This is a genomic window from Microbacterium sp. PRC9, assembly GCF_031844125.1.
Classification (GTDB): Bacteria; Actinomycetota; Actinomycetes; order Actinomycetales; family Microbacteriaceae; genus Microbacterium.
Map to the genome: position 1 here is coordinate 319,736 of NZ_JAUZUR010000003.1, position 22,678 is coordinate 342,413.

Genomic DNA, 22,678 nt, shown 5'->3' on the forward strand with positions numbered 1-22,678 from the left:
GCCCCGCGAATCACCCGAGGGGGAGGCGGAACACGGCGAGGAGACCCCCGCGTGACGCCGGGATCGTCTCCCGCTCCGGCAGCCGGTCGAAGCCGAGGCGGTGGTAGAGCCGCTGCGACCGCTCGTTCTGCGGGCCGGTGTCGAGCACCAGGGCCGGCGCACCCCACGTCCGGGCGCGGGCGATCGCCTCGGCCATGAGCGCCTCGCCGATCCCCCGGCGGCGTGCCTCGGGCAGCACCGCCAGCAGGCGCAGCTCCGCCTCGCCACCCCGCGACTGCCGCACCAGAGCACTGTCGGCGCGCAGGAGGCTCGCCGTGCCGAGGATCGCCCCCGAGTCATCGACGGCCACGAGCAGGTCGCCGGCCTCCGCCCGCGCGGCCGCCCCGTGCAGCAGCGCGAGCCGTTCGGCGTCGGGCTGCGTCGCGCCGGGCTCGCCGTGCCCGAAGCCGAGGTAGGTCACCTCGCCGACCCGGTCGTACTCGTCAGGGCGGGCGGTCCGCACCAGGAAGCCACTTGTCGCGGCCGTCGACGCGGGACCCGACGCACCGGTGTGCGCGGCATCCGTCTGCAGCAGCTCCGCGGTCATCGCGCGACGACCAGGCGATCGGCACGATCGGTGTGAGCGACGAGGGTCTCCCGGGTGATCACTCCCACGATCCTTCCATCGCGCAGGACGGATGCTGCCGCCCAGCCGGGATGCGAAGCATCCAGCGCCGCGAGCACCTCGCCGGGCGAGCGCCCGATGCCGACGGTGGGCGGTGGCGCGGCCACGTGGTCACGCACGAGGCCCTCCCCGGCACCGGCGGCGAGCGCGCGCCGGAGGCCGTCGAGGGTCACGAGACCGGCAGCGTCACGCGCGGAGAACGGCGCCTCGTGATCGCTGCGCAGGTATACGGCGAGCACCGGGGCCGCAGCATCCGTCCCGCTCTCCTCGAGACGCTCCACCGCCTCGGCCACCGACAGGTGCAGGCCCACGCGCGCCGCGGGCTCCTCCACCAGACCCTCCAGCGTCGGCGCATCGCGCTGCTCGAAGACGAAACCCCGGTCGGCGAGCCACTCGTCGTCGAAATAGGTGGAGAGCGCGTTGCGTCCGGAATCGGGCGCGAGGGCCACGACCACGTCGTCGCGGCCGAGCCGTCCGGCCAGCCGCAGCGCCGCAGCGAGCGCGGTGCCGGCAGAACCGCCCAGCAGCAGTCCGTCCTCGCGGGCCGCGCGCCGGGCGGTGAGGATCGCCTCGCGATCGTCGACGGTGACGTACTCGTCGACGACGTCGAGGTGGAAGGACTGCGGCCAGATGTCCTCGTCCGCCTCGGGGTGCACCGTGTGGCCGGCGCCCTCGATGTACTTCGGGCTGCCGTCGCCGCCCGAGTACGACGAGCCGGCCGGATCGGCCGCGATCACGCGCACCGCCCCACCACTGAGCTCCTTGAGCGCACGGCCCGTGCCCGAGATGGTGCCGCCCGTGCCCACGCTCGCGACGAAGTGCGTCACGGCCCCCTCGGTGTCGGCCCAGATCTCCGGGCCGGTCGAACCGACGTGCGCGGCGGGGTTGGCGGGGTTGTCGTACTGGTCGGCACGCCAGGCGCCGGGCGTCCCGTCGACGAACCTGTCTGCGGCCGCGGACAGGCTGTCGGGGTGCCCCTTCGGCACGAACGCGTCGACGAGTCGCACCTCGGCGCCGTACGCCCGGAGCAGGCTGATCTTCTCCGCCGCGATCTGGCTCGACGTGAAGATCACCGCGCGATAGCCGAGGTGCGCCGCCACGAGCGCCAGACCCACGCCGGTGTTGCCGGAGGTCACCTCCACCACGGTCCCGCCCGGGCGGAGCGCACCGTCGCGCTCGGCGGCGCGGATCATCGAGAGCGCGGCGCGATCCTTGACGCTGCCACCGGGGTTCTGGTGCTCCAGCTTCACGTAGACCCTCGGCAGCAGCCCTGCCGCCAGGCGATGCACGCGCACGAGCGGCGTGCCCCCGATGGACTCGATCACGGACTCGTACCGCACCATGAGCAATCCGCCTTCCCAAGGATGTCCCCAGACGCTACGGCGCCCGTGGCATGGACCCGGCCCGGCTTCGTCGCGCGGGGCCATGCGACGTCGCGCGGCGTCACAGACCCGGGCCGCTCGCGACGGCGCGTGACGGATCATGGCGCCGTGTGACGGACGGATGCCTGGAGCGGCGCGCGCCGGCCGTAGCGTGGCGCCGAGGAGCGGCATCCGTCCGTCCGACGTCCGTCCGTCCGTCCGAAAGGATCACCCCGCCATGACCGACACCACCGACACCGCGGCCGAGCCCACCTTCGACGCGCCGCTCATCACGGCCGAAGAGGCCGCCGGGCGCGCCGCCGCGGGCGCCCTCGTCATCGACGTGCGCAGCGACGCCGGCCGCGAGCGCGACGGCGTGATCCCCGGCTCCATCCGCGGCGATCGCGACAACCTCGACGCACAGTTCCTCATCGACTCGCCCGAGAAGTTCGCCGAGATCACCGACTGGGACCAGGACATCGTCATCGTCTGCGGCTCGATCCGCGGCTCCGGTCCCGTCGCCGAACAGCTCCGCGCGAAGGGCTTCACCAACGTCGCCCACGTCGACGGCGGCTTCCCGGCGTGGAAGGAATCGGGCGCACCCACCGCGGAGGCGCCGTCTCGATAGCGGTCGTCAGGCGGTCCGCAGGATCCGCTCGGTCACCCGCGCCGAGAAGTGGAGCGCGTCGACGGGGATCCGCTCGTCGGCGGCGTGGAACTGCGCGAACACATCGAAGTCGCGGGGCACGCGCAGCGGGACGAACCCGTAGCCGTGGATGCCGAGCTTCGCGAAGTGCTTGTTGTCGGTGCTGGCCGGCAGCAGGTACGGCACGACCACGCCGTCGGGGTCGTCGACCGAGATCGCATCCTGCAGGACGTCGATGATCGGCGCATCGACCGGAGCCTCGGTCGCCGACCACCAGCGCCCCTCGCGGATGTCGATGTCGTCGCCGACGAGCTCGCGCAGGCCCTCGCGCAGCGCGTCGTCCTGGCCGGGGAGGATGCGGATGTCGAGCCGCGCCGCCGCCTCCGCCGGGATGATGTTCGTCTTGTCGCCGGCGTCGAGCACGGTCGGGGTCGCGGTGTTGCGTGTCGTCGCGCCGACGAGCGACGACACGAATCCGAGGCTCTCGAGGTCGTCCGCGAGCGACTCATCGGTGAACGCCAGACCGCGCGCCGCACCGAACACGTCGAGGAAGCGCTGCAGCGCAGGCGTGCGCACGACCGGGAACCGGTGGGCCCCGACGGCCGCGACGGCCTGCGCGAGCCGCACGACGGCGTTGTCGTCGGTGGGCCGCGAGCCGTGCGCGGCGTGGCCGCGGGCGCGCAGCGTCGACCAGGCGACACCCTTCTCGCTGGTGGCGACGAGGTACGCGCGGCGGTCGTCGCCGGGCTCGTCGGCCAGCGGCACCGAGAATCCGCCGACCTCGCTGAGCGCCTCAGTGACGCCCGCGAACAGGTCGGGCCGGTTCTCGACCAGCCATCCGGCGCCCCACACGCCGCCGCTCTCCTCGTCGGCCAGGAACGCGAACACGAGGTCGCGCCGCGGCACGATCCCCTCGCGGGCGAAGTGCCGCGCCACCGCGAGGATCGTGCCCGCGTAGTTCTTCATGTCCACGGCGCCGCGGCCGTAGAGGTAGCCGTCCTCGACGTCGGCGCCGAACGGCGGGTGCGTCCAGTCCTTCTCCTCGACGGGCACGACGTCGAGGTGCGCGTGCACGAGCAGGGCGCCGGCATCCGGATCGCTCCCCGGGACGCGCGCGATGAGCGAGCCGCGCCCGGGGCGCGACTCGACGAGCTCCGACGCGATGCCGACCTCGGCCAGGCGCTCCTGCACCCACCGCGCCGCGCGGGTCTCGCCGTCGCCGATCGTCGCGGCGACGCCGGTGTTCACGGTCTCGATGCGGATCAGGTCCCGCACGAACTGCAGCGCCTCGTCCTCCAGCAGCGTCGGCACGGTGGTCCTCCTCGGTTCGGGCACGGCGGTCCCTCCGCCGCGGCCGAGGCTAGCCCGACTCGTGCCGCCCTCGCGCCGACGCGTGCCACGCGGAGTCACACCGCGACGCGCCGCGACACTCCCCACTCGATATGGTGAGCGCATGACGCGCACGCGGGGATGGGCGACGGTGTGGACGGTGCTGCGACTCGTGATGGCGGCGCTGATCGCCGCCGCGATCTCGGCGCAGCTGGCGAAGTCGATCGGCACGGCCATCGAGCTCGGCCGCGACGTCACCACGACGATCGCGAACTTCTTCAGCTTCTTCACGATCCTCTCGAATGCCGCCGCGGCCGTCGTGCTCGCATGGGCGGCGCTGTGGTACCTCACCAAGGGACGCCGAGCGGATGCTGAGCCCCACGGTCTCGCGGTGGCGTTGGCGTGCGTCAGCACCTACATGATCATCACGGGCATCGTCTACAACACCCTGCTGCGGGGCATCGAGCTGCCGCAGGGCAGCGCCCCGATCCCGTGGTCCAACGAGGTGCTGCACCTCATCGCCCCGATCTTCCTGCTCCTCGACGTGTTCCTCGGGCCGCTCCGCCGCGCCCTCGGCTGGCGGAGCCTCTGGAGCGTGGTGGCGTTCCCGATCGTGTGGGTGATCTACACGATGATCCGCGGACCGCTCATCACGAACCCGGTCAGCGGTGACCCGTTCTGGTACCCGTACCCGTTCCTCAACCCGAACAACCCCGGCGGCTGGCCTTCGGTGGTCCTCTACGTCATCGGGATCGCGGCCGCGATCGTCGCCGTCGGGGCCCTCGTCGTGTGGTGGGGACGGCGCCGAGGTGCGGCTGCCGGCGCGTCGGATGACGCCGGGGCAGCGGCATCCGTCCCCTCCTCCGCCCTGCCGGACTGACGCGCGACCAGCCGGTCACAGAGGCTGAATCGTGTCCCCCGAACGGAGGACACGCCCGGATTTCCGCGGCTTTTGTCGACGATGTCCACCAAACGGTGGACAAGTTGTAGCTTCCTGACAACACCGGGTGCCGGGCGCGCGTTTTCCACACGCCGCCGACACAAAGGTTTGATACACCCCCGTATCGACGGGAGTACATCTGTGCACGGGGCAGAACGACACGCAAAGCGCGTGATGTCGAAAGGGGTAGGACATGCACTGGGCATGGTTTCGAATCGCCGCGGCACTCACCGGGATCTCCGGAGTCGTCGCTGGATTCATCGTCAACGTAGACCGCGCAGCGCGCCAGGGGCAGGGCCTCGGCGACGTGCTGGCGAACTACTTCAGCCTGTTCACGATCGTGTCGACGCTGCTCAGCATCGTCACACTGTTCGTGGCCGCATCATGGGCGATGCGGCACCCGGGCTCCGTGCGCGAGCCGTTCGGCATCGCGCTGGCCCTGGCGGCGGTCACGGGGCCCGTGCTGCTGCTCGGGCTGGTCTACAACGCGCTGCTGCGCGGACTGCCGTCGGCCATCGCGCTCGGCGACTCCGCCGGGATCGCGATGCTCGACAAGTACGCGGCAGAGGTGCTGCACGTGGTCCTGCCGATCTACTTCGCGCTGGACCTGCTGCTGGCCCCGCGCCGGCGGGCGCTGCCCTGGTGGTCGCTCGCGGTGCTCGTCGGCTACCCGCTGGCATGGACGACGTACACGATGGTCCGCGGCGAGCGCGTCGCGAACCCCGACGGCACCACACCGTGGTGGTACCCGTACCCGTTCCTGGACCCGCACGGTGCAGGCGGCTACTCGTCGGCGTTCACCTACATCGGCGTGATCCTGGCCGGCTTCCTCGCGATCGGCTCGATCATCATCCTCATCGGCCGGTACCGCGAGAAGCGGTCCACACGTCACGGCGCCCCGGCCGCGCGCCACACGCTGGCGATCTGATCAGCGCCGCCGGGGGAGGCCGCAGATGGGCGGGTGCGATGAGGCACCCGCCCATCGTCGTCAGACGCTCCGGCTCCGTCGACGCACGACCACCATCGCGAACACACCCGCGAGGATCGCCAGCGCACCGATCGCCCCGAGTCCCGCGACGCGCGCCCCGTCCGCGCCCGTCGCCGGCAGCGGGCTGTCGAACCGGTTGTCGACGGTGATGGATGCTGCGTCCTCACCGCCGACCGTCACGACGGCGCGGTTCGCACCATCGGGATCCGCCGGCGTGTACGTGACGGCATCCGCTCCGCCGTTCGAGGTCTCGGTCACGGCACACTCGGCGCCGACCGGGAGGTCCTCGTAGACGACCGGCGCAGCCGTCGTGAGCTCACGCACGGCGCCACCGGGCACGTCGATCGCGGAGCCGTTCCACGTGCACGACGCGGTCACTTCGAACGTGTCGGTCCGGTGCAGCGACGCGTCGCCGCCCGACACGGTCTTCAGGACCTCGATCTGCCCGACGTCGAACGTGTTGGTCACCGTGACGTCGGTCTCGCCCTCGACGACCTCGATGGTCTCGACCGGCTCGCCCTCGGCATCCGTGATGGTCGTCGCGTGCGCGCCGCCGGTGTCGGTCTCGGTGAGCGTGCACTCCAGACCGATGAGCAGCGGCCACCACGTGTAGGTGTACGGCGTCTCGCTGTCAGCGCTCAGCACCTGTTCGGCGTCCGGTACATCCACCGGCTCGCCATCCTGGTCGACACACGCGAGCACGACGGTGAACGGCCCGGCGCCCCACAGCTCGGCGCCGTCACCGTCGATCACCTTGGTGACCGTGAGCGATCCGGCATCGAAGGTGTTGACGGCCGTGACCACCTCGGTGCCGCCGGACTCGACGACGAACGGCGAGGTGCGGATCTCGACGGATGTCGCCCCGCCGTCCTCCGTCTCCCGGACTGTGCAGCTCGCTCCCGCAGCCACGTCGTCGACCCGCGCCTCGTAGCCGTTGCCCTCGTCGAGCGTGAGGAACCCGGCCCACACGATGCGGGGGATCGCACCGCCGGTGTCGAGAGTGCAGACGACGGCGAACTCGAAGGGCCCGGCGCCGAAGACCTCGGCGGCGTCTCCGGTGCGCTGCTTCACGATGCGGAACGATCCGGCCCCGAAGGAGTTCGTCGCGAGCACCTGCACCTCGGTCTCGTCCTGGATCGTCACGTCCACCGACGTGCCCTCGACGGGCTCGTCCGAGTCGACCTGCATCGTGGTGCCCTCGGCGCCGAGGGCGTCGGTCTCTTCGACCGTGCACGTCGCGTTGACGGGGAGCCCGTCGAGCGCCCACGTCTGATCGGGGGTGATCTCCTCGACCATGGGCGCGTCGGGGCCGTAGCCGTCGGCGTACGCCGGCTGGCCGTTGAGTTCGCACGTGACCCCGAAGGTGAACGGACCATACGGGATCGGGTCGCCTCCACTGTCCACGGCATCCGTGTCCACCGCCTTGCTGATGCGCAGCGCGGCGACGTCGTAGATGTTCTCGACCGTGACGAGCCCGATCTCCTCGGTGTCGAGCGTGACGGTCGCGGTGCCGATGTCGGTCTGCGTCTGGCCCCACTGACCCTCGGTGGCCGTGCACTCGGCTCCGAGCGGCAGCCCGTCGATCACCGTCGGATCCGCGCCGGGCACGAGGTCGACTTCGGGCAGTCCCTGCACCGGGATGCCGTCTATCGTGCAGACGAGCTGCACCGGGAACGAATCGGGGGCGAACCCGGAGGCCGGGCCCGAAACGATCTTCTGCAGCGCGATCGAGCCGGTCGGGTACGCGACGCCCACGCGGCGCCCCTCGGTGGCCGGCACGAGCACGGTCGCCGCGCCGCTGAGCGCCGCGCCGCCGGTGGAGATCGTGTTGTACGCCGTCGGCTGATCCTTGACGACCTGCGCGGTCGGAGTGGTGCGCGTCGTGAACTGGAGCGTGAGCGAGTCACCCGGCTCGAACTTCTCCTCACCGGGGAAGTCCACCGTCACCTTGATGCTGCGCACGATCGACGGGTCGACCGAGTCGTCCAGCGGCAGCCAGGCGCCTGGAGCGCACGGGGTGCCGACGGGATTGAGGTCTGCGGTGCAGGGGACGGAGGCCGTCGAATAGAACAGCGAGATCTGCGCGTTCGCCGGTGTCGTCGGGTCGACGATGAGGGCGGCGTCGCCGACGAACGTCGGCTGCCACTGGCTGCCGCGCGGAATGACCACGATGAGACCCTGGTCGCCCGGGGTCGGCAGGTTGTCGATCGAGACGAGCTTCGAGATGGGCACCGTGCCCGCGTTGGTGACGTGCAGACGCCACGTCTCGGTGTCGCCGGGCAGCGTCAGCGGCACACAGGGGTAGCGGTAGAACCCGTCGGCCGTCGCGGAGCCCTCGCACGTGAAGTTCGCGTCGTCGCTGCGGACGTTCGGCACGTCCGGCAGGTTCGGCGGGTTGTCGGCACGGACGAACTTGACGGTGCTCAGCGCCGGTACCGCCAGCGGCCTCACGGTGGCGGTGTCGGCGCACAGTCCGGTGGCCTCGTCGTAGCTGGGCACGCACTCGTCGAGCGGCTCGGCCACGTCGACCGTCGCCGTGTTGGTGACGGAGTCGTTCGGCGTGAGGCCGGGTCGCAGCATCATGCGCAGCGTGATGGTGTACGTCTGCCCGGGCTCGAGCACCGATCCCTCCGGCATCGTGAAGACGATGCTCGTGCCGAGGTCCTCGACCTCGACGTCGGCCGGGTCGGTCGGAAGCGGATCCCCGCCCGGCGGCGTCGGGGCAGCGCCGGTGAGCGCGAACGACCACGGCGGGACGCTCGGGTCCCGGTCGGGGTTGAAGATCAGCTGCGGCTCGCCGGTGGCGGTCAACGGCAGTTGGTCGGTGAAGACGACGTCGGTCAGCGCCCGCTCGCCGGTGTTCGTATAGGCGAGGGTGAACGGGATCTCCACGCCCGGACGCACGTCCCCGGTCGGGGACTTCACCACGTTGACGGATGCCTGCAGGTGCAGGTTGCGGTACTCCGCCTCGGCCGTCTCCTCAGCGGTGAGCCGATCTCCGAGTCCGACCTGGGCCGAGATGCCTTCGACGGTGACCGTGTCGAAGAAGACGCCCGCATCCTGCTCCCCCGGCGCGGGGACCTGATCGCTGCGCGTCGTCGGGGTGGGCTCGCCGGTGCGAAGGTCCGCACGGCGCTCCACGAAGAACGGGACGTTGATGATCGGATTGACCGGGTTCGTCCAGCCGAGCTCGACATCCGACCAGAACTGGAAGCTCAGCCCGTGCAGCGTGCTCGGCGCATTCTCGAGGAACGTCTTGGCCGCCGCGACCGACAGGTCTCCCAGACGGGGCATGCACGTCCAGGTGCCGCCGACCGTGTCGGCGACCACGTTCGCGTCGGTGAAGTCGCCGCCGTCGAGGTAGCACACCTGCACCTTGCCGATGGGCGGGGGCAGCTGCCAGTCGGGGTCGGGCCCGACGAAGTCCATCGCGTTCCAGAACGTCGGGTCGTCGTCGGTCATGAGCATCGTGTACGCGCGGGCCGATCCGCCTGGCTGACCGGTGAGCGTCACTGTGACCGGCGAGAAGTCGTTCTCCTTCTGCTGCGCCGGCGCGATCGTCTTGCCTGCGCTGACCGAGAACGTCGGCTCCTCGAGTGCGATCGACGCGGACGCGTCGTCGCAGGCCCAGCGGGCGCCCTCCGGCGGCGGGCAGGTCGTGAACGGGTCGACATCGGCGATGACGCCCTCGGCCGTGTTGGCGATCGGCGAATCGCCGACCGACACGCGCTCGGTCGTCCCCTGCCAGAAGGGACGCAACCGCAGGTCGAATTCAACCACTCCCGCGGCGTTCGACGCGATGCGACCGGTGTAGGTCACCTGCACGCCCGACACGTCGCAGGGCATCGTGTTCGGGGTGAGCGCGAGCGCCTCGGTTCGGGTCAGCTCGATCGGACCGCCGCCGAAGCAGGACAGCGTGACCACGGTCCCCGTCGTCCCCGACGGTTGGTCGATCCGGACGAAGTTGTTGAAGGTGAACGCCTGGAACGGATCCTGGCGTCGATCGGTCACCGAGCCCGGGGCGGTGTCGGTGATCTGCAGCATGTCGATCCTGGCCGGCGTCGTGTTCCGCGTGGTGACGGTGACCCGGCTGAGCGGGTACTGGCTCGGAAGGATGTCGGGGTCGTTCGGCACCGCGAGCGGGCCGCCCTGCCAATTCTTGTCGGTCGTCGTCGTCAGCGGCACGTCGACGATGATGACGTCGTCCTGGTCGTTCGCCGACAACGAGTCGCCGCCGTCGGCCGGGAACCCGGTGGCATTGGCCGTGTTGCGCACGACTCCGTCCGTCGTCAGGTTGTAGAGCTCGTCGCCGAGCACCGCCTTGCCGTCGCTGCGGCGCTCGTCGCGCACCTGCCACACGAGCGTCACGGGCCGGTCGTTCGCGAATGAGCGGGCGACGCCCGATCCCACGGGCGGCGCCGTCGGGTCGCCGGCCGACGCGGCCGCGCGGTCAGGGCTCTCGACGAAGGTCAGCTTCACGCCCACGGTCGAGGCGCGCTCGGCCGTCGTGAGGTTCATGCCCGGGAACTGCCCGACGCAGAGCGGGTTGCACGGGTTGTTCGCCGCGGTCACCCACGTGGTGCCGTTGTAGAGCTGTACCGCTTGAACGGCGTCGTACGTGATGAGGGGATCCGTCGCCGTCGTGATGGCGTTGATGCGGGTCAGGTCGAACGCGTTGTACAGCGAGGCCGTGATCGCCGTGGTCTCGGGAGCGGCGATGTCGGTGATCTCGACGTGCTCGAGGTTCGAGTAGCCGCCGGTGGACCAGCGCAGCGTCGACGGGATCGTGTCTCCCGAGCGCGCGATGACCGACTTGGTGCCGCCCGAGCTCGACGTGCCGAACGACTTGTCGATCAGGTCGGCGTTGCCGGGGTCCGGCGGAATGAGCTCGAGCACGGGGCAGTCGTCGGGCGGGATCACGGCCCGCCCGTCGGGCACGCTCGGGTTCTCGCTCGAGGCATCCGTCTGCGCGCAGTTCGGCACGAAGGTGCTCTCGTCATCGCTGAACGGTGGCACCTCCGTATAGCGGCCGTCCGCTCGGAGCGATGAGGTGAAGTTCGGCGCGAAGTCGGTGCCGGGCGCGAAGCCGCCCGCGTCACCCGTGTAGTCGTAGACGAACCGCACGCCGCCCGCGACGTCGCTGATGTCGGACGGCACCTGCTGCGAGTAGATCGTCGGCCCGTCGATCGGCCCGGCGAGCGTCTCCCATGTCCCGGTCGTCGTGTCGTAGTACTCGATCGTCAGCGTCGAGTCGGCCGGCACCGGCGTCTGCGTGATCGCGGTCAGGTCGAACGCGTTCCACCATTGGTCGCCCTCGACCGGATCCTCGGGATCCTGGATCACGACCTGCTGCGCGCGGCCGGTGGTGCCGGTGGGGTTGTCCGGCGGGGAGGGGCGCTCGGTGAGACCACCGTTCAGTGTGACCGTGACGACCTCGCCGGGCACCGCCAGGATCGGCGTCGGCCGGATCTGCTTCGAGATGTACGGCTCGAGCACCTCGTCGTAGATGTAGAGGTCGTCTGTCGCCTCGGCCGTCCCCGTGGTGCCGGCGTTCTCGCCCTCGACGCCGACGATGTTGGGCACGGTGAGCGGGAGTCCGGTCAGGTCGGGGTCGGTGTCGACGGTGAACGGGATCTCGGTCTCGCCGCCGGGGATGATGTCGCCCGTGAAGGTGAACTCGAACGCGGCGATGTCGGCGGGGTCCACCCCGTCGGGGAGTGCAGGAACCGTGCCGTCGGCGAACGGAACGACGACGAAGGTCCCGTCCGAGAGGACGTACTCGACCTCCCCCGACGTCGCGCCGGCCGGCCAGTCGACCGGCCCCGTGAACCCGCCGAACGTGTACGCATCGGGGAACGTCCCGCTCGCCGGCTCTCGGATCGTCAGCGTGTCGATCGGAATCGTCGAGGCGTTGCGCCCGGCGATCGTGACGGTGGTCGACTCGCCGGCGATGACCAGGTCCGGGCTGAACGACTTGCTGGCGGCCACCGTCACGGTGTTCTGACGAAGCGTGAACGACGCCTCCGCGTCGCCGGTGGCGGTCTCGTCGCCGATCGCGACCGTCGACCGCACGTCGTTCGGCACCGAGGTTCCATCGGGCTCGGATGCCGCAGCATCCGTCACCGTCAGGTTCAGCGCGACGGAGCCCGTGGCGCCCGCAGGGATCGCCCCGCGGAAGGTCACGCGCGTGCCCTTGACCTCGTCGGGCGTGACCCCGGCCGGAAGCGCCCCGCCGGGTGCCTCGACCCACACGCCGTCGACGTACACCTCGTAGGTGGTCAGGGCGGGGTCGGCACCGGTCGGAGGCGTCACCGTGCCGAACGAGGCGAAGGCGAGCGAGTCGAAGGGGTTCGGCGCGGCCTCGGGGTCGACGGGATCCTGGATCGACAGCGACTCGACGGTCGCATTCGAGGTGTTCGTGCCGCCGAGTGCAGCCGAGACCGCGGCCCCGGGCGTGGCGATGGCCTCCGTCGGGGTGAAGGTCTTGGTCGCGGTGGTCGCGAGCTCCAGCGGCACGATCGGCGTCACCGGGGCGACGGCGTCCTCGTCCGCGAAGTTCGTGCCCTCGATCGTGGCCTCGTTGATCACGGCCGTTCCGCTGACGTCGTACGAGACGTCGGCGGGCAGCTGCGCCGTGATCTCGACGATGCCCGTCGTGTTGTCGAGGATGCCGACGGTGCCGTCGCCGAGCGGCGTCGTCCACGTCACCGTCACGGTGTTGCCGCTGATGACCGGCTCGGCGGCGGTGTTGGCTCCGCCGCCGACAACGGCCTCCACGACCACGAAGGGCGCCGGCACGACATCGGTGAGCACCGCGCCGCGGCAGCCGAGATCGGTGATGGCCGAGCAGCCGACGGTCAGCGTGTACGTGAAGGTCTCACCGGGCGCGACCTCGGTGACCGACGCGGTCTTGTCGAGCGTCGCCACCGCCGTGATGTCGCCCGCCTGCGGATCGGGCAGGATCGGGGCGGCCACGGCTGCCGGGGCGATCAGCGTCGCGGCGGCCACCGCGAGGATCGTGACGGCTGCCGCGATACGTGAGCGCGCTCTGGAGAACAAGTAACCCCCCGGTCCACTGGCACTGCGACGAATGGGCCGGTCACACTCCCGAAGTCACGACCGGATTCACACCTCGCGGTCAGCCTAGCCAGGCCCGTCGGCGCGGCGCCACTGTTGCTGGCGTGACTGGTGTGACGGCCGACGCATCGCGGGGCGGCATCCGTCCCCTTAACTAGACTTGAGGCCATGTCGAAGGTCCTCCAGTCCCTGCCCGTCGGCGAGCGCGTCGGCATCGCCTTCTCGGGAGGCCTTGACACCTCCGTCGCCGTCGCGTGGATGCGCGACAAGGGCGCGATCCCCTGCACCTACACCGGTGACCTCGGTCAGCCCGACGAGGACGACATCGACGCCATCCCGAGCCGCGCGCTCGAGTACGGCGCCGAGGTCTCGCGCCTGGTCGACTGCAAGCCCGCGCTCGTCGAAGAGGGCTTCGGCGCCCTCGCGTGCGGCGCGTTCCACATCCGCTCGGGCGGCCGCACCTACTTCAACACCACGCCGATCGGCCGTGCCGTCACCGGCACGCTGCTCGTGCGCGCCATGAAGGAGGACGGGGTCGACATCTGGGGCGACGGCTCCACCTACAAGGGCAACGACATCGAGCGGTTCTACCGCTACGGCCTGCTGGCGAACCCGGCCCTGCGCATCTACAAGCCCTGGCTCGACGCCGACTTCGTCACCGAGCTCGGCGGCCGCAAGGAGATGAGCGAGTGGCTCGTCGAGCACGGCTTCCCCTACCGCGACTCCGCCGAGAAGGCCTACTCCACCGACGCGAACATCTGGGGCGCGACGCACGAGGCGAAGACCCTCGAGCACCTGAACGTGTCGCTCGAGACCGTCGAGCCCATCATGGGCGTGCGCTTCTGGGATCCGTCGGTCGAGATCGAGACCGAGGACGTCACTGTCACCTTCGAGGCCGGCCGCCCCGTCGCCCTCAACGGCGTCGAGTTCGCCGACCCGGTCGCGCTCGTCTTCGAGGCCAACCGCATCGGCGGCCGCCACGGCCTCGGCATGAGCGACCAGATCGAGAACCGCATCATCGAGGCGAAGTCCCGCGGCATCTACGAGGCGCCGGGCATGGCGCTGCTGTTCACCGCGTACGAGCGCCTGGTCAACGGCATCCTGAACGAAGACACGCTCGCGACGTACCACGAGCAGGGCCGTCGCCTCGGCCGCCTCATGTACGAGGGCCGCTGGCTCGAGCCGCAGTCGCTCATGCTGCGCGAGTCGATCCAGAAGTGGGTCGGTTCGACGATCACCGGCTCGGTGACGCTGCGCCTGCGCCGCGGCGAGGACTACACGATCCTCGACACCACCGCCCCGCGCCTGTCGTACCACCCCGACAAGCTCTCGATGGAGCGCGTCGGCGACGCCGCGTTCGGTCCCACCGACCGCATCGGCCAGCTCACCATGCGCAACCTCGACATCGCCGACTCGCGCGTGCGCCTCGAGTACTACGCGTCGAAGGGTCTCATCGGCGGCGCGACGGGCGAGCTCGTCGGTCACCTCACGCAGGGCGAAGCCGGCGAGATCACCGAGCGCGCCGAGAACTACAGCGCCGCGCAGGAAGAGCTCGCAGAGGCGACGGATGCCGCGAACGAGGCGTCCGCATTCGACCTGGGAACCGACTGACCCGGACTGCCCCCCTCCGCCCGCCCCTCCGCCTGGCGGCCCCACCGTCTCCTCCAACGGGCGATGTCCGGACTTCGCAGCCGTTTCCGTACAGAAAGCCGCGAAACCAGGACCCCGCTCGCAACCCGGCGCAATCTCCCGCCTGCGAAGTCCGGACTTCGCAGCCGTGGAGGGCGTGGAGTCGCCGAAAGCTGGACCTCACCCGTGAGTCACCGAGATAAGTTGCACACTACTGTGCAACTTATCTAGCCTGGAGGCATGACCTCCCCGATCGATGCTGCGCGCCGTCCGCGGCGCGACGCCCTCGAGAACCGCGCGGGCATCCTCGCCGCGGCTCATGTGGCCCTGGCGCACGACCCCCGCGCCTCCGTCGACGCCATCGCCCGCCAAGCGGGCCTCTCGCGCCGGGCGCTGTACGGCCACTTCGACGACCGCGACGCCCTGGTGCGCGAGCTCGTCGCGCAGGGCGCGGCACGCTTCAACGCCGTCGCCGCCTCGATCGACGACGCCGACGCGCGGGTCGCACTCGCCCGTCTCGCCGCCGCCCTGTGGAACGAAGCCGCGCACGTGCAGGTGCTCGCGGCGATCGCCCTCGACGAAGCCCACCTCGACGAGACGGCGACGGCCCTCGCACCGCTGCGCCGCACCGTCGTGCGCATCGTGCGCGATGGGCAGGACGCCGAGGTGCTGCGCACCGACGTCGCCGCCCCGACGCTCGCGCGCCTCGTCGAAGAGACCGCGCGCACCGTCATCACCCGCATCGACGCCTCGTCGCCCGCCGCCCGCGACCTCGCGGTGCGCGCCGTACTGAGCATCGCCGGGCTGTCGTGGCGCCAGGCAGACGCACTGCTCGACGAGCACCCCGAGATCGTCGCCACCCCCGAGGCGGCGAGCGCGTGAGGGTCGCGCTCGATGCGGTCGGCAAGGGCCGCCGCGAGCACGCGCTGCCCGCGACCTCGGCCGCCTTCGAGTCCGGCGTCGCGACGCTGGTCGCTGCCGAGACCGCGCAGCGGCCGACCGTGCTCGGACTCATCGCGTCGGGCCGCATGCGCCCCGACACCGGCAGGGTGACGCTGGACGGCAGGACGGATGCCTCGGCACTTCGCCGCCGGGTCGCCCTGGTGGATGCTCCCGAGGTGTCGGAGCCCGAGCCCAACGTCACGCTCGCCGGCGTCGCCGCCGAGGAGCTCATGTTCGCCGGACGCCGGTCCGACCCCGTCGCGGTGCGGCGCTGGCTGGATGAGCACGGCCTCGGGGACGAGGCATCCGTTCCCGTCTCGAACGTCGACCCCGCCGCCCGCGTGCGCGCGCTGTGCGAGCTGGCGGCGCTGCGAAAGGGCGTCGAGGCGATCGTGCTGGTCTCCCCCGACCGCCATGGCGGCGAGCCTGCCGTGTGGTGGGCCGTGGCGGAGGACTTCGCCGCGCGTGGCTACGCGGTGCTCGTGATCGCCGGCCAGGCGTCGGAGCCGGTCGCCGGACGGACCTCCCTCCCGGTCGCCGGACGGACCTCCCTCCCGGTCGCCGGACGGACCTCCCTCCCGGTCGCCGCGCGGACCTCCCTCTCGGTCGCCGGGCGGACCCCCCTTCCGGTCGTTGAGCGAGCGAAGCGAGCCGAAACGCCCCGGACCATCGGACGACCTCGTGTCCGCAGGCTCACCGCACCCACGAAGGGGGGCCGGGCATGAAGGTCCCCCAGATGATCCTCGCCGAGCTCCGGCGGCTCGCGTCGACCCGCATGTCGCTCATCGCGCTGATCGCCCTCATGGTCGTGCCGATCCTCTACGGCGGGCTGTACCTGTGGGCGAACCGCGACCCCTACGGCCAGCTCGACCAGGTGCCGGTGGCGCTCGTCGTCGCCGACACCGGCGCCGAACTCAACGGCGCCGATCGCAATCTCGGCGACGAGGTCGCGCAGGAGCTCATCGAGGACGGCACCTTCGACTGGCACCTCGCCACCGCCGACGAGGCCGACGCCGGACTCGACGAGGGCGACTACGACTTCGCGATCGAGCTGCCCGCCGACTTCACGGCGGCCATCGCGTCGATCACCACCGGCGAGCCGCGGACGGCCGACATCGTGCTGCGCACCAGCGACGCCAACAACTACCTCGCCTCGACGATCGGCACGCAGGCGGTCGAGCGCATCCAGGCGACGATCACCGAGAAGGTCGTGGCCGAGGCGGGTCTCACGATGCTCGACGCCCTCGACACCATCCGCGTGCAGTTGACGGATGCTGCCACCGGCGCCTCGCAGCTGGTCGACGGTCTCGCGCAGGCCGGCGACGGCGCATCGCAGCTCTCCTCCGGTGCCGGGCAGCTCGCAGACGGCACCGCACAGCTGCGCGACGGTGCCGCTCAGCTCTCCGCCGGCGCGGCACAGGTCGCCGACGGCGCGTCGCAGGTCGCCGGAGGCACCGCACAGCTCGACGCCATCGCCGATCGGATCGGCGCCGCATCCTCGTCCGCGATCTCGGCACTGCCGCAGGTTCGCGACGACATCGCCGCGAAGCTCGGTGAGGCCGGCCTCGACCAGGCCCGGATCGATGATGTGCTCGCCACGCTCGACCCGGTCGGCGAGCGGCTCGATGCCGTCGACGACCGCGTGCAGGGAGCCGTCGCGCAGATCGACCGGCTGAACTCCGGCGCGCAGCAGGTCTCGGCGGGAGCAGCATCCGTCGCGGCAGGATCGTCCACGCTCGCCTCGGGCACCGCGACGGCCGCCGACGGCGCCGCACAGCTGCGCGATGGCGCGGCAACCCTCGACAGCGGGCTCACTCAGCTCGAAGACGGCGCGACACAGTTGCGCGACGGGCTCTCCGCGGGCGCCGCCCGACTGCCGTCGTACGACGCCGACACCCGCCACGCGCAGGCCGACACCCTCGCCGCCCCCGTCGAGGTCGAGCGCTCGTCGCTCACGCAGGCGCAGAACTACGGCGCCGGCCTCGCGCCGTTCTTCGCCGCACTCGCCGGCTGGATCGGCATCTACGCGCTGTTCCTCATCGTCAAGCCGGTCTCGAAGCGCGCGGTGACCGCGCTGCACTCGCCGATCCGCATCACGCTGGCCGGGTGGGCCACCCCTGCCCTCTTGGGCGGCGTGCAGATGCTCGGCCTCTTCGGCGTGCTCTCGCTCGCGCTCGGCTTCTCGTTCGCACACCCGCTCGCGACCCTCGGCATCCTGCTGCTCGCCTCGGCGACGTACGCCGCGATCGTGCTCGCGCTCAACGTGTGGCTCGGCTCGGTCGGGCAGTTCCTCGGCCTCGTGCTCATGGTGCTGCAGCTCGTGACCGCCGGCGGAACGTTCCCGTGGCAGACGCTGCCCGCACCGCTGGCGGCGCTGCACCACGTGCTGCCCATGGGCTACGTCGTCGACGCGATGCGCCAGGTCATGTACGGCGGCAGCGCCGACCGCGTCTGGCTCGACCTCGCCGTGCTGCTCGCCTGGCTCGTCGGCGCGGGCGCGATCGCCGCGATCGGCGTCACCCGAATGACCCACTTCCGGACGCTCCGCGACCTGCAGCCGAGCGTCATCGGTTAGCGGGCGCTCCGACGACACGGATGCCGCGGCCCGCGGCATCCGTGTCGATCAGTGCCTCTCAGCCGACTCCGCCGCCGTCGCAGGTGCCGTCGCCGATCTGCGACGCGTCCCCGTTGCCGGGGAACCACAGCACCTCGCCGTGACGCTCGTACCAGAAGGCCGGGATGATGTCCTCGTCATCCTGGTGCTTCTCGTGGGCGCGCACGACGGCGAGCTGGTCGGTTTCGATGTAGACGTACGGGTTCTTCGCACTGTGCGTCGCGTGACAGTACGCGACCTTGTGCGTGCCGTCGGCGGGCTTCGATGCGAATGCGGGTGCGGCGCTCCCGAGCGCGACGACCGCGGTGAGTGAGACGGCGGCTGCAAGAGCAGTCGCCCTGCGCGAGGCGCGCGTGTGCATGGGCATAGTGGATCTCCCCCAGTTGAGATCGGCCAGTGACGGGAAGAGTCTGACAGCACGCAGCGCTCCCGACAAGAGCCCGGTCGCGCGGTGAAAACCCCACGCGATTCGGCGCGAGGCACGACTCGGGGTTAGCATGCGGGATGGTGCCGGTGTGACCCGAACGCGCGTGACACCGAATGTCGCGGTGTCCGGCACCGCGGATCCCCCCACCCCGCCCGGAAAGCCCTTTCAATGTCGAAGCCCCAGCCCTCTCCGTACGCCGTCGACGACACCGTGCATCGCCGGTCCGCGGGGAGGACGATCGGCATCATCCTGTTCAGCATCCTCGCGGCCGTCGTGGTGCTCGCCCTCATCGCGGTGGGTGTTGTCACGTACACGGCGCAGCGCTCGTTCCCACAGCTGAGCGGCGAGGTGAAGGCGCCCGGCCTCGAGGCCGAGGTGACGGTGCAGCGCGACGTGCTCGGCATCCCGACGATCACCGCGGACTCGTCGCACGACCTGTTCTTCGCGCAGGGCTACGTGCACGCGCAGGACCGCTTCTGGGAGATGGACTTCCGCCGGCACGTCACGAGCGGACGCCTCTCGGAGATGTTCGGCGCGTCGCAGCTCGGCACCGACAAGTTCCTGCGCACCCTCGGCTGGCACGACATCGCCGAACAGGAGGTCGACGCCCTCGACGCCACCGAGCGCGCGTACTACGACGCCTACGCCGACGGCGTGAACGCGTACCTCGCCGATCACCAGGGAGCCGACGCGTCGTTCGAGTACGCCGTTCTCGGGCTGCAGAACTCCGACTACGAGATCGAGCCGTGGACGCCGGCCGACTCGGTCGCGTGGCTCAAGGCGATGGCCTGGGACCTTCGCAGCAACATCGAGAGCGAGACCGAGCGCGCGGTGATGGCGCCGGACTTCACCCAGGCCGAGATCGACCAGCTCTACCCGGCGTACCCGTTCGATCGGAACCCGGTGATCGTGCCGAAGATCTCCACAGTGCCGGCGGTCGGCACGGCTCCCGACCTCCCCGAGACGGACGCGTCCACCTCGTCGATCGAATGGACCGAGGTCGGCAGCGTGATCGAAGCCGTCGGCGAGCTCGTCGGCGACGCCGGCGAGGGCATCGGCTCGAACTCGTGGGTCGTGTCGGGCAGCGTCACCGACACCGGCATGCCGCTGCTCGCCAACGACCCGCACCTCGGCGCGTCGCTGCCGAGCGTGTGGCACCAGATCCAGCTCAAGTGCTCCACCGTGACCGAGGAGTGCCCGTTCGACGTCGCCGGCTTCGGCTTCTCGGGGCTTCCCGGCGTGGTGATCGGCCACAACGAGCGCGTCGCGTGGGGTTTCACGAACCTCACCACCGACGTCACCGACCTCTACCTCGAGAAGGTCGAGGGCGACTCGTACTGGTACGACGGCGCCCTCGTGCCCCTCGAGACGCACACCGAGACGTTCAAGGTCGCGGGTTCCGAAGACGTCGAGCTCGACGTGCGTGCCACGGCGAACGGACCGATCATCTCGGGCCTCACCGACGACTTCACCGCGATCGCCGAGGCCCCGTACATCGGCACCGGAGGCACCGTGACGGAGGCGCCCGCCGACGCACCCGAGGGCGACTATGCGGTGAGCCTGCGCTGGACCGCACTGCAGCCCGGGACCACGGCATCCGCCATCTTCGCCCTCAACACCGCGAAGGACTTCGACGACTTCCGCGGCGCCGCGGCCCTGTTCGACGTGCCGGCGCAGAACCTCATCTACGCCGACGTCGACGGCAACATCGGCTATCAGACGCCCGGCAAGCTTCCGATCCGTGGCGCCGGCGACGGCTCGATGCCGCAGCCCGGGTGGGACTCGGCGTACGCGTGGCAGGGATATATTCCGTTCGAGGAACTTCCGGTCTCGTACAACCCGACCGAGGGCTACATCGTCACCGCGAACAACGCGATCGTCACGCAGGACTACACCTACCCGCTCACGCGGGACTGGGACTACGGCTGGCGTGCGGCCCGCATCACGGAGCTGATCGACCGCGCGATCGCCCAGGGCCCGGTGACGGCGGACGACCTCAACGCGATCCAGGCCGACAACTATTCCTTCATCGGCATGCGCCTCACGGCCGCCTACGCCGGCATCACCACGGGCGATGACGAGACGGATGCGGCGCTCGACCTGCTGCAGGAGTGGGACGCGCAGAGCAGCGCCGACTCGGCGGCCGCCGCGTACGCGAACGTGCTGTGGGACACCCTCGCCGGCAACGTGTTCGTCGACGGGCGCGCGAACGCGGCGCCGATGACCGGGCAGGGCCGTCAGTTCCTCGTGATGGACGCCCTGCTCGACGACGAGACGTCGCCCTGGTGGGTCAATGACGAGCTCGGCGTGGACGGCATGACCGACATGCTGAAGCGCTCGGCGATCGATGCGTACGAGCGACTCGTCGACGCCCAGGGCGACAACCCCTCTCGGTGGAACTGGGGCGGCCTGCACGCCCTTCCGCTCGAGAACGGCAGCTTCGGCAAGTCGGGCATCGCCGCGATCGAGTGGCTCTTCAACCGCGGGCCGTTCCCGGTCGGCGGCGGCTCGTCGGTCGTGAATGCGACCGGCTGGGATCTGACCCAGAGCTTCTCGACCGTCACCGTGCCGTCCATGCGGATGATCGTCGACCTGTCGGACTTCGACGCGTCACGCTGGAACCAGCTCACCGGCGAGAGCGGCCACGCCTTCCACACGAACTACATCGACCAGGTGGAGTCGTGGCAGAAGGCAGAGCTCACGCCCTGGGCGTTCACTCCCGAGGCCGTCGAGGCGGCCACGACCGACACCCTCGTGCTGAAGCCTTGAGGGTCAGGCCGCCCGCTCGATCACGTACCCGTCGGCGGCGAGCTCCCGCGCCATGAAGGCGGCGTACCACCGGGGCCACGCCTCGTCGTAGACCCCGCCGAGGTCCTCGCTCTCGAAACGGCCGTGTGCCTCCGCGGTGCGGGTGAGGAGGTCCCTGAGCAGTGCTTCGGCGTCGGGATGCGGCATCCGTGTCATCGTCGGTGTCCTTCCCGCTCAGCGCCCGGGTGCGCGCGTGACGATCTGCTGGATCACCCAGCCGTTGCCGTCGGGGTCCGCGAACGAGGCGAATGTGCCGTAACTGTCGGCGGACGGGTGCGGCCCGGCGACGCGGTTGTCGGTGCCGGCCCAGTGGAAGACGCCGTCGGCGTCGTGCCACAGCTCGCTGACCTCGGCGCCACCCTGGACGAGGTCGGCGCGGGCGGCGGCGATGTCGGCAGTGACGAGATGCAGCCCCTGCGTCGAGCCCGGCTCTGCCGTGGTGAGCTTGTCGCCGAAGATGACGGACGCTGCCGACCCCGGAGGGGTCACCTGCACCACGCGGAGCCCGCGCTCGGTGCGGAAGTCGGCGTCCAGGCGGAAGCCGAGGCTCTCGTAGAAGGCCTTCGAACGGTCGACGTCCGCGACGGGGATGACGACGACTTCGAGCTTCAGGTCCATGGGATTCTCCTTCGATCGGTGCGTTACCGGTTAGAACGGTGACTACCGTGCCATGCATTCCCGTTACCTGTCAAAATGGTGATGTGATCCACGCCTTCCCCTGCGGGACGCTCAGCCTCGACTTCGTCGGCACGCTGCGCGCGCGCCGCAACGACGAACCCACCGAGAAGCTCGCCGCCCCCTCAGACCTCGATGCATGGTTCGTCGAGTCCGGCCTCGTTCCCCGGGCCGAGGCATCCGTCCCCGAAGACCTCCGTGCTGCGATCGAAGTTCGCGAGACGATCTACGCGCTGGTGTGGTCGCGCCTCCACGACCAGCCGCTCCCGCCCGAGGCCGTCGACAGGCTGAACGCCGCCGCGGCGACGCCTCCGCTCACCGCCGCGCTCACGCCCGACGGCTGGGCGCGGTCCGGCACACCGCGGCAGGCGCTCTCGCACATCGCGCGCGAGGCCGTCGAGATCATCGGCGGCGAGCAGACGGCGCTGCTGCGCGAGTGCGCGCGACCCGAGTGCACGCAGGTGTACCTCGACCACTCGCGCGGTCATCGCCGCGAGTGGTGCTCGATGGCGACGTGCGGCAGCCGCATGAAGGCCAAGGCCTATCGTGAGCGGCAGAAGAGCGGGTCGACCTGACGC

General features: G+C 70.8%; 16 protein-coding genes. 9 read left to right on the forward strand and 7 right to left on the reverse strand.

The window, feature by feature from the left end; translation table 11 throughout:
* Positions 1-10 precede the first annotated feature (10 nt).
* Positions 11-586: a GNAT family N-acetyltransferase gene (locus tag Q9R33_RS08440; protein ID WP_311293470.1), complete on the reverse strand. Its 576-nt coding sequence runs from the start codon at positions 584-586 to the stop codon at positions 11-13.
* Positions 583-2,007, reverse strand: coding sequence for a pyridoxal-phosphate dependent enzyme (locus Q9R33_RS08445; RefSeq protein ID WP_311293471.1), 1,425 nt, complete (start codon positions 2,005-2,007; stop codon positions 583-585). Before Q9R33_RS08445 ends, Q9R33_RS08440 begins: the two co-directional genes overlap by 4 nt.
* A 256-nt stretch (positions 2,008-2,263) precedes the next feature.
* Between Q9R33_RS08445 and Q9R33_RS08450 the strand changes: the two genes are divergently transcribed.
* Positions 2,264-2,653: a rhodanese-like domain-containing protein gene (locus tag Q9R33_RS08450; protein ID WP_311293472.1), complete on the forward strand. Its 390-nt coding sequence runs from the start codon at positions 2,264-2,266 to the stop codon at positions 2,651-2,653.
* A gap of 6 nt (positions 2,654-2,659) precedes the next feature.
* On the opposite strand, the gene Q9R33_RS08455 is transcribed toward Q9R33_RS08450, so the two are convergent.
* Positions 2,660-3,982: a M20/M25/M40 family metallo-hydrolase gene (locus tag Q9R33_RS08455; protein ID WP_235560090.1), complete on the reverse strand. Its 1,323-nt coding sequence runs from the start codon at positions 3,980-3,982 to the stop codon at positions 2,660-2,662.
* A 142-nt stretch (positions 3,983-4,124) separates the two neighbouring features.
* Here Q9R33_RS08455 and Q9R33_RS08460 point away from each other — a divergent pair, with 142 nt between their 5' ends.
* Together Q9R33_RS08460 and Q9R33_RS08465 are read left to right on the forward strand one after the other, a co-directional pair.
* Positions 4,125-4,880, forward strand: a complete 756-nt coding sequence (locus Q9R33_RS08460) for a Pr6Pr family membrane protein (RefSeq protein ID WP_311293473.1) — start codon at positions 4,125-4,127, stop codon at positions 4,878-4,880.
* A gap of 253 nt (positions 4,881-5,133) precedes the next feature.
* Positions 5,134-5,868 (forward strand): Pr6Pr family membrane protein, encoded by a 735-nt coding sequence (locus tag Q9R33_RS08465; protein ID WP_056365426.1) that lies wholly within the window; start codon positions 5,134-5,136, stop codon positions 5,866-5,868.
* 60 nt (positions 5,869-5,928) lie between these two features.
* On the opposite strand, the gene Q9R33_RS08470 is transcribed toward Q9R33_RS08465, so the two are convergent.
* On the reverse strand, positions 5,929-12,936 hold the full coding sequence (locus tag Q9R33_RS08470) for a DUF5979 domain-containing protein (protein WP_311293474.1): 7,008 nt from the start codon (positions 12,934-12,936) through the stop codon (positions 5,929-5,931).
* A gap of 237 nt (positions 12,937-13,173) precedes the next feature.
* Between Q9R33_RS08470 and argG the strand changes: the two genes are divergently transcribed.
* From argG to Q9R33_RS08490, 4 genes are all read left to right on the forward strand, one after another.
* Positions 13,174-14,616, forward strand: coding sequence for an argininosuccinate synthase (gene argG / locus Q9R33_RS08475; RefSeq protein ID WP_056365431.1), 1,443 nt, complete (start codon positions 13,174-13,176; stop codon positions 14,614-14,616).
* A gap of 258 nt (positions 14,617-14,874) precedes the next feature.
* On the forward strand, positions 14,875-15,516 hold the full coding sequence (locus Q9R33_RS08480; RefSeq protein WP_056365435.1) for a TetR/AcrR family transcriptional regulator: 642 nt from the start codon (positions 14,875-14,877) through the stop codon (positions 15,514-15,516).
* Complete coding sequence (locus tag Q9R33_RS08485) at positions 15,513-16,301, forward strand: hypothetical protein (RefSeq protein WP_311293475.1); 789 nt, start codon at positions 15,513-15,515, stop codon at positions 16,299-16,301. Before Q9R33_RS08480 ends, Q9R33_RS08485 begins: the two co-directional genes overlap by 4 nt.
* Positions 16,298-18,151 carry a YhgE/Pip domain-containing protein gene (locus Q9R33_RS08490; RefSeq protein ID WP_311293476.1) on the forward strand — a complete coding sequence of 618 codons (1,854 nt, stop codon included), beginning with the start codon at positions 16,298-16,300 and terminating at the stop codon, positions 18,149-18,151. Before Q9R33_RS08485 ends, Q9R33_RS08490 begins: the two co-directional genes overlap by 4 nt.
* A 58-nt stretch (positions 18,152-18,209) precedes the next feature.
* Here Q9R33_RS08490 and Q9R33_RS08495 read toward each other — a convergent pair whose 3' ends face one another.
* Complete coding sequence (locus Q9R33_RS08495; protein WP_311293477.1) at positions 18,210-18,551, reverse strand: hypothetical protein; 342 nt, start codon at positions 18,549-18,551, stop codon at positions 18,210-18,212.
* 234 nt (positions 18,552-18,785) lie between these two features.
* Between Q9R33_RS08495 and Q9R33_RS08500 the strand changes: the two genes are divergently transcribed.
* Positions 18,786-21,386, forward strand: a complete 2,601-nt coding sequence (locus Q9R33_RS08500; protein ID WP_311293478.1) for a penicillin acylase family protein — start codon at positions 18,786-18,788, stop codon at positions 21,384-21,386.
* Between the two features lie 3 nt (positions 21,387-21,389).
* Here the strand turns inward: Q9R33_RS08500 and Q9R33_RS08505 are convergent, their stop codons facing one another.
* Together Q9R33_RS08505 and Q9R33_RS08510 are read right to left on the reverse strand one after the other, a co-directional pair.
* The gene (locus tag Q9R33_RS08505; protein WP_311293479.1) at positions 21,390-21,572 is read right to left on the reverse strand and encodes a hypothetical protein; all 183 of its coding nucleotides are present in this window, start codon (positions 21,570-21,572) and stop codon (positions 21,390-21,392) included.
* A 27-nt stretch (positions 21,573-21,599) separates the two neighbouring features.
* Positions 21,600-22,043, reverse strand: a complete 444-nt coding sequence (locus Q9R33_RS08510; RefSeq protein WP_311293480.1) for a VOC family protein — start codon at positions 22,041-22,043, stop codon at positions 21,600-21,602.
* An 83-nt stretch (positions 22,044-22,126) separates the two neighbouring features.
* Here Q9R33_RS08510 and Q9R33_RS08515 point away from each other — a divergent pair, with 83 nt between their 5' ends.
* Complete coding sequence (locus Q9R33_RS08515; RefSeq protein ID WP_311293481.1) at positions 22,127-22,675, forward strand: ABATE domain-containing protein; 549 nt, start codon at positions 22,127-22,129, stop codon at positions 22,673-22,675.
* Positions 22,676-22,678: the final 3 nt, after the last annotated feature.

What these genes read in the sequence shown, in the direction of transcription:
- Q9R33_RS08465 (WP_056365426.1), top strand. Translation starts at nt 5,134, where the DNA reads ATGCACTGGGCATGGTTTCGAATCGCCGCGGCACTCACCGGGATCTCC.
- Q9R33_RS08440 (WP_311293470.1), bottom strand. Translation starts at nt 586, where the DNA reads ATGACCGCGGAGCTGCTGCAGACGGATGCCGCGCACACCGGTGCGTCG.
- Q9R33_RS08480 (WP_056365435.1), top strand. Translation starts at nt 14,875, where the DNA reads ATGACCTCCCCGATCGATGCTGCGCGCCGTCCGCGGCGCGACGCCCTC.
- Q9R33_RS08445 (WP_311293471.1), bottom strand. Translation starts at nt 2,007, where the DNA reads ATGGTGCGGTACGAGTCCGTGATCGAGTCCATCGGGGGCACGCCGCTC.
- Q9R33_RS08505 (WP_311293479.1), bottom strand. Translation starts at nt 21,572, where the DNA reads ATGCCGCATCCCGACGCCGAAGCACTGCTCAGGGACCTCCTCACCCGC.
- Q9R33_RS08495 (WP_311293477.1), bottom strand. Translation starts at nt 18,551, where the DNA reads ATGCACACGCGCGCCTCGCGCAGGGCGACTGCTCTTGCAGCCGCCGTC.
- Q9R33_RS08510 (WP_311293480.1), bottom strand. Translation starts at nt 22,043, where the DNA reads ATGGACCTGAAGCTCGAAGTCGTCGTCATCCCCGTCGCGGACGTCGAC.
- Q9R33_RS08500 (WP_311293478.1), top strand. Translation starts at nt 18,786, where the DNA reads ATGTCGAAGCCCCAGCCCTCTCCGTACGCCGTCGACGACACCGTGCAT.
- argG (WP_056365431.1), top strand. Translation starts at nt 13,174, where the DNA reads ATGTCGAAGGTCCTCCAGTCCCTGCCCGTCGGCGAGCGCGTCGGCATC.
- Q9R33_RS08460 (WP_311293473.1), top strand. Translation starts at nt 4,125, where the DNA reads ATGACGCGCACGCGGGGATGGGCGACGGTGTGGACGGTGCTGCGACTC.
- Q9R33_RS08450 (WP_311293472.1), top strand. Translation starts at nt 2,264, where the DNA reads ATGACCGACACCACCGACACCGCGGCCGAGCCCACCTTCGACGCGCCG.
- Q9R33_RS08490 (WP_311293476.1), top strand. Translation starts at nt 16,298, where the DNA reads ATGAAGGTCCCCCAGATGATCCTCGCCGAGCTCCGGCGGCTCGCGTCG.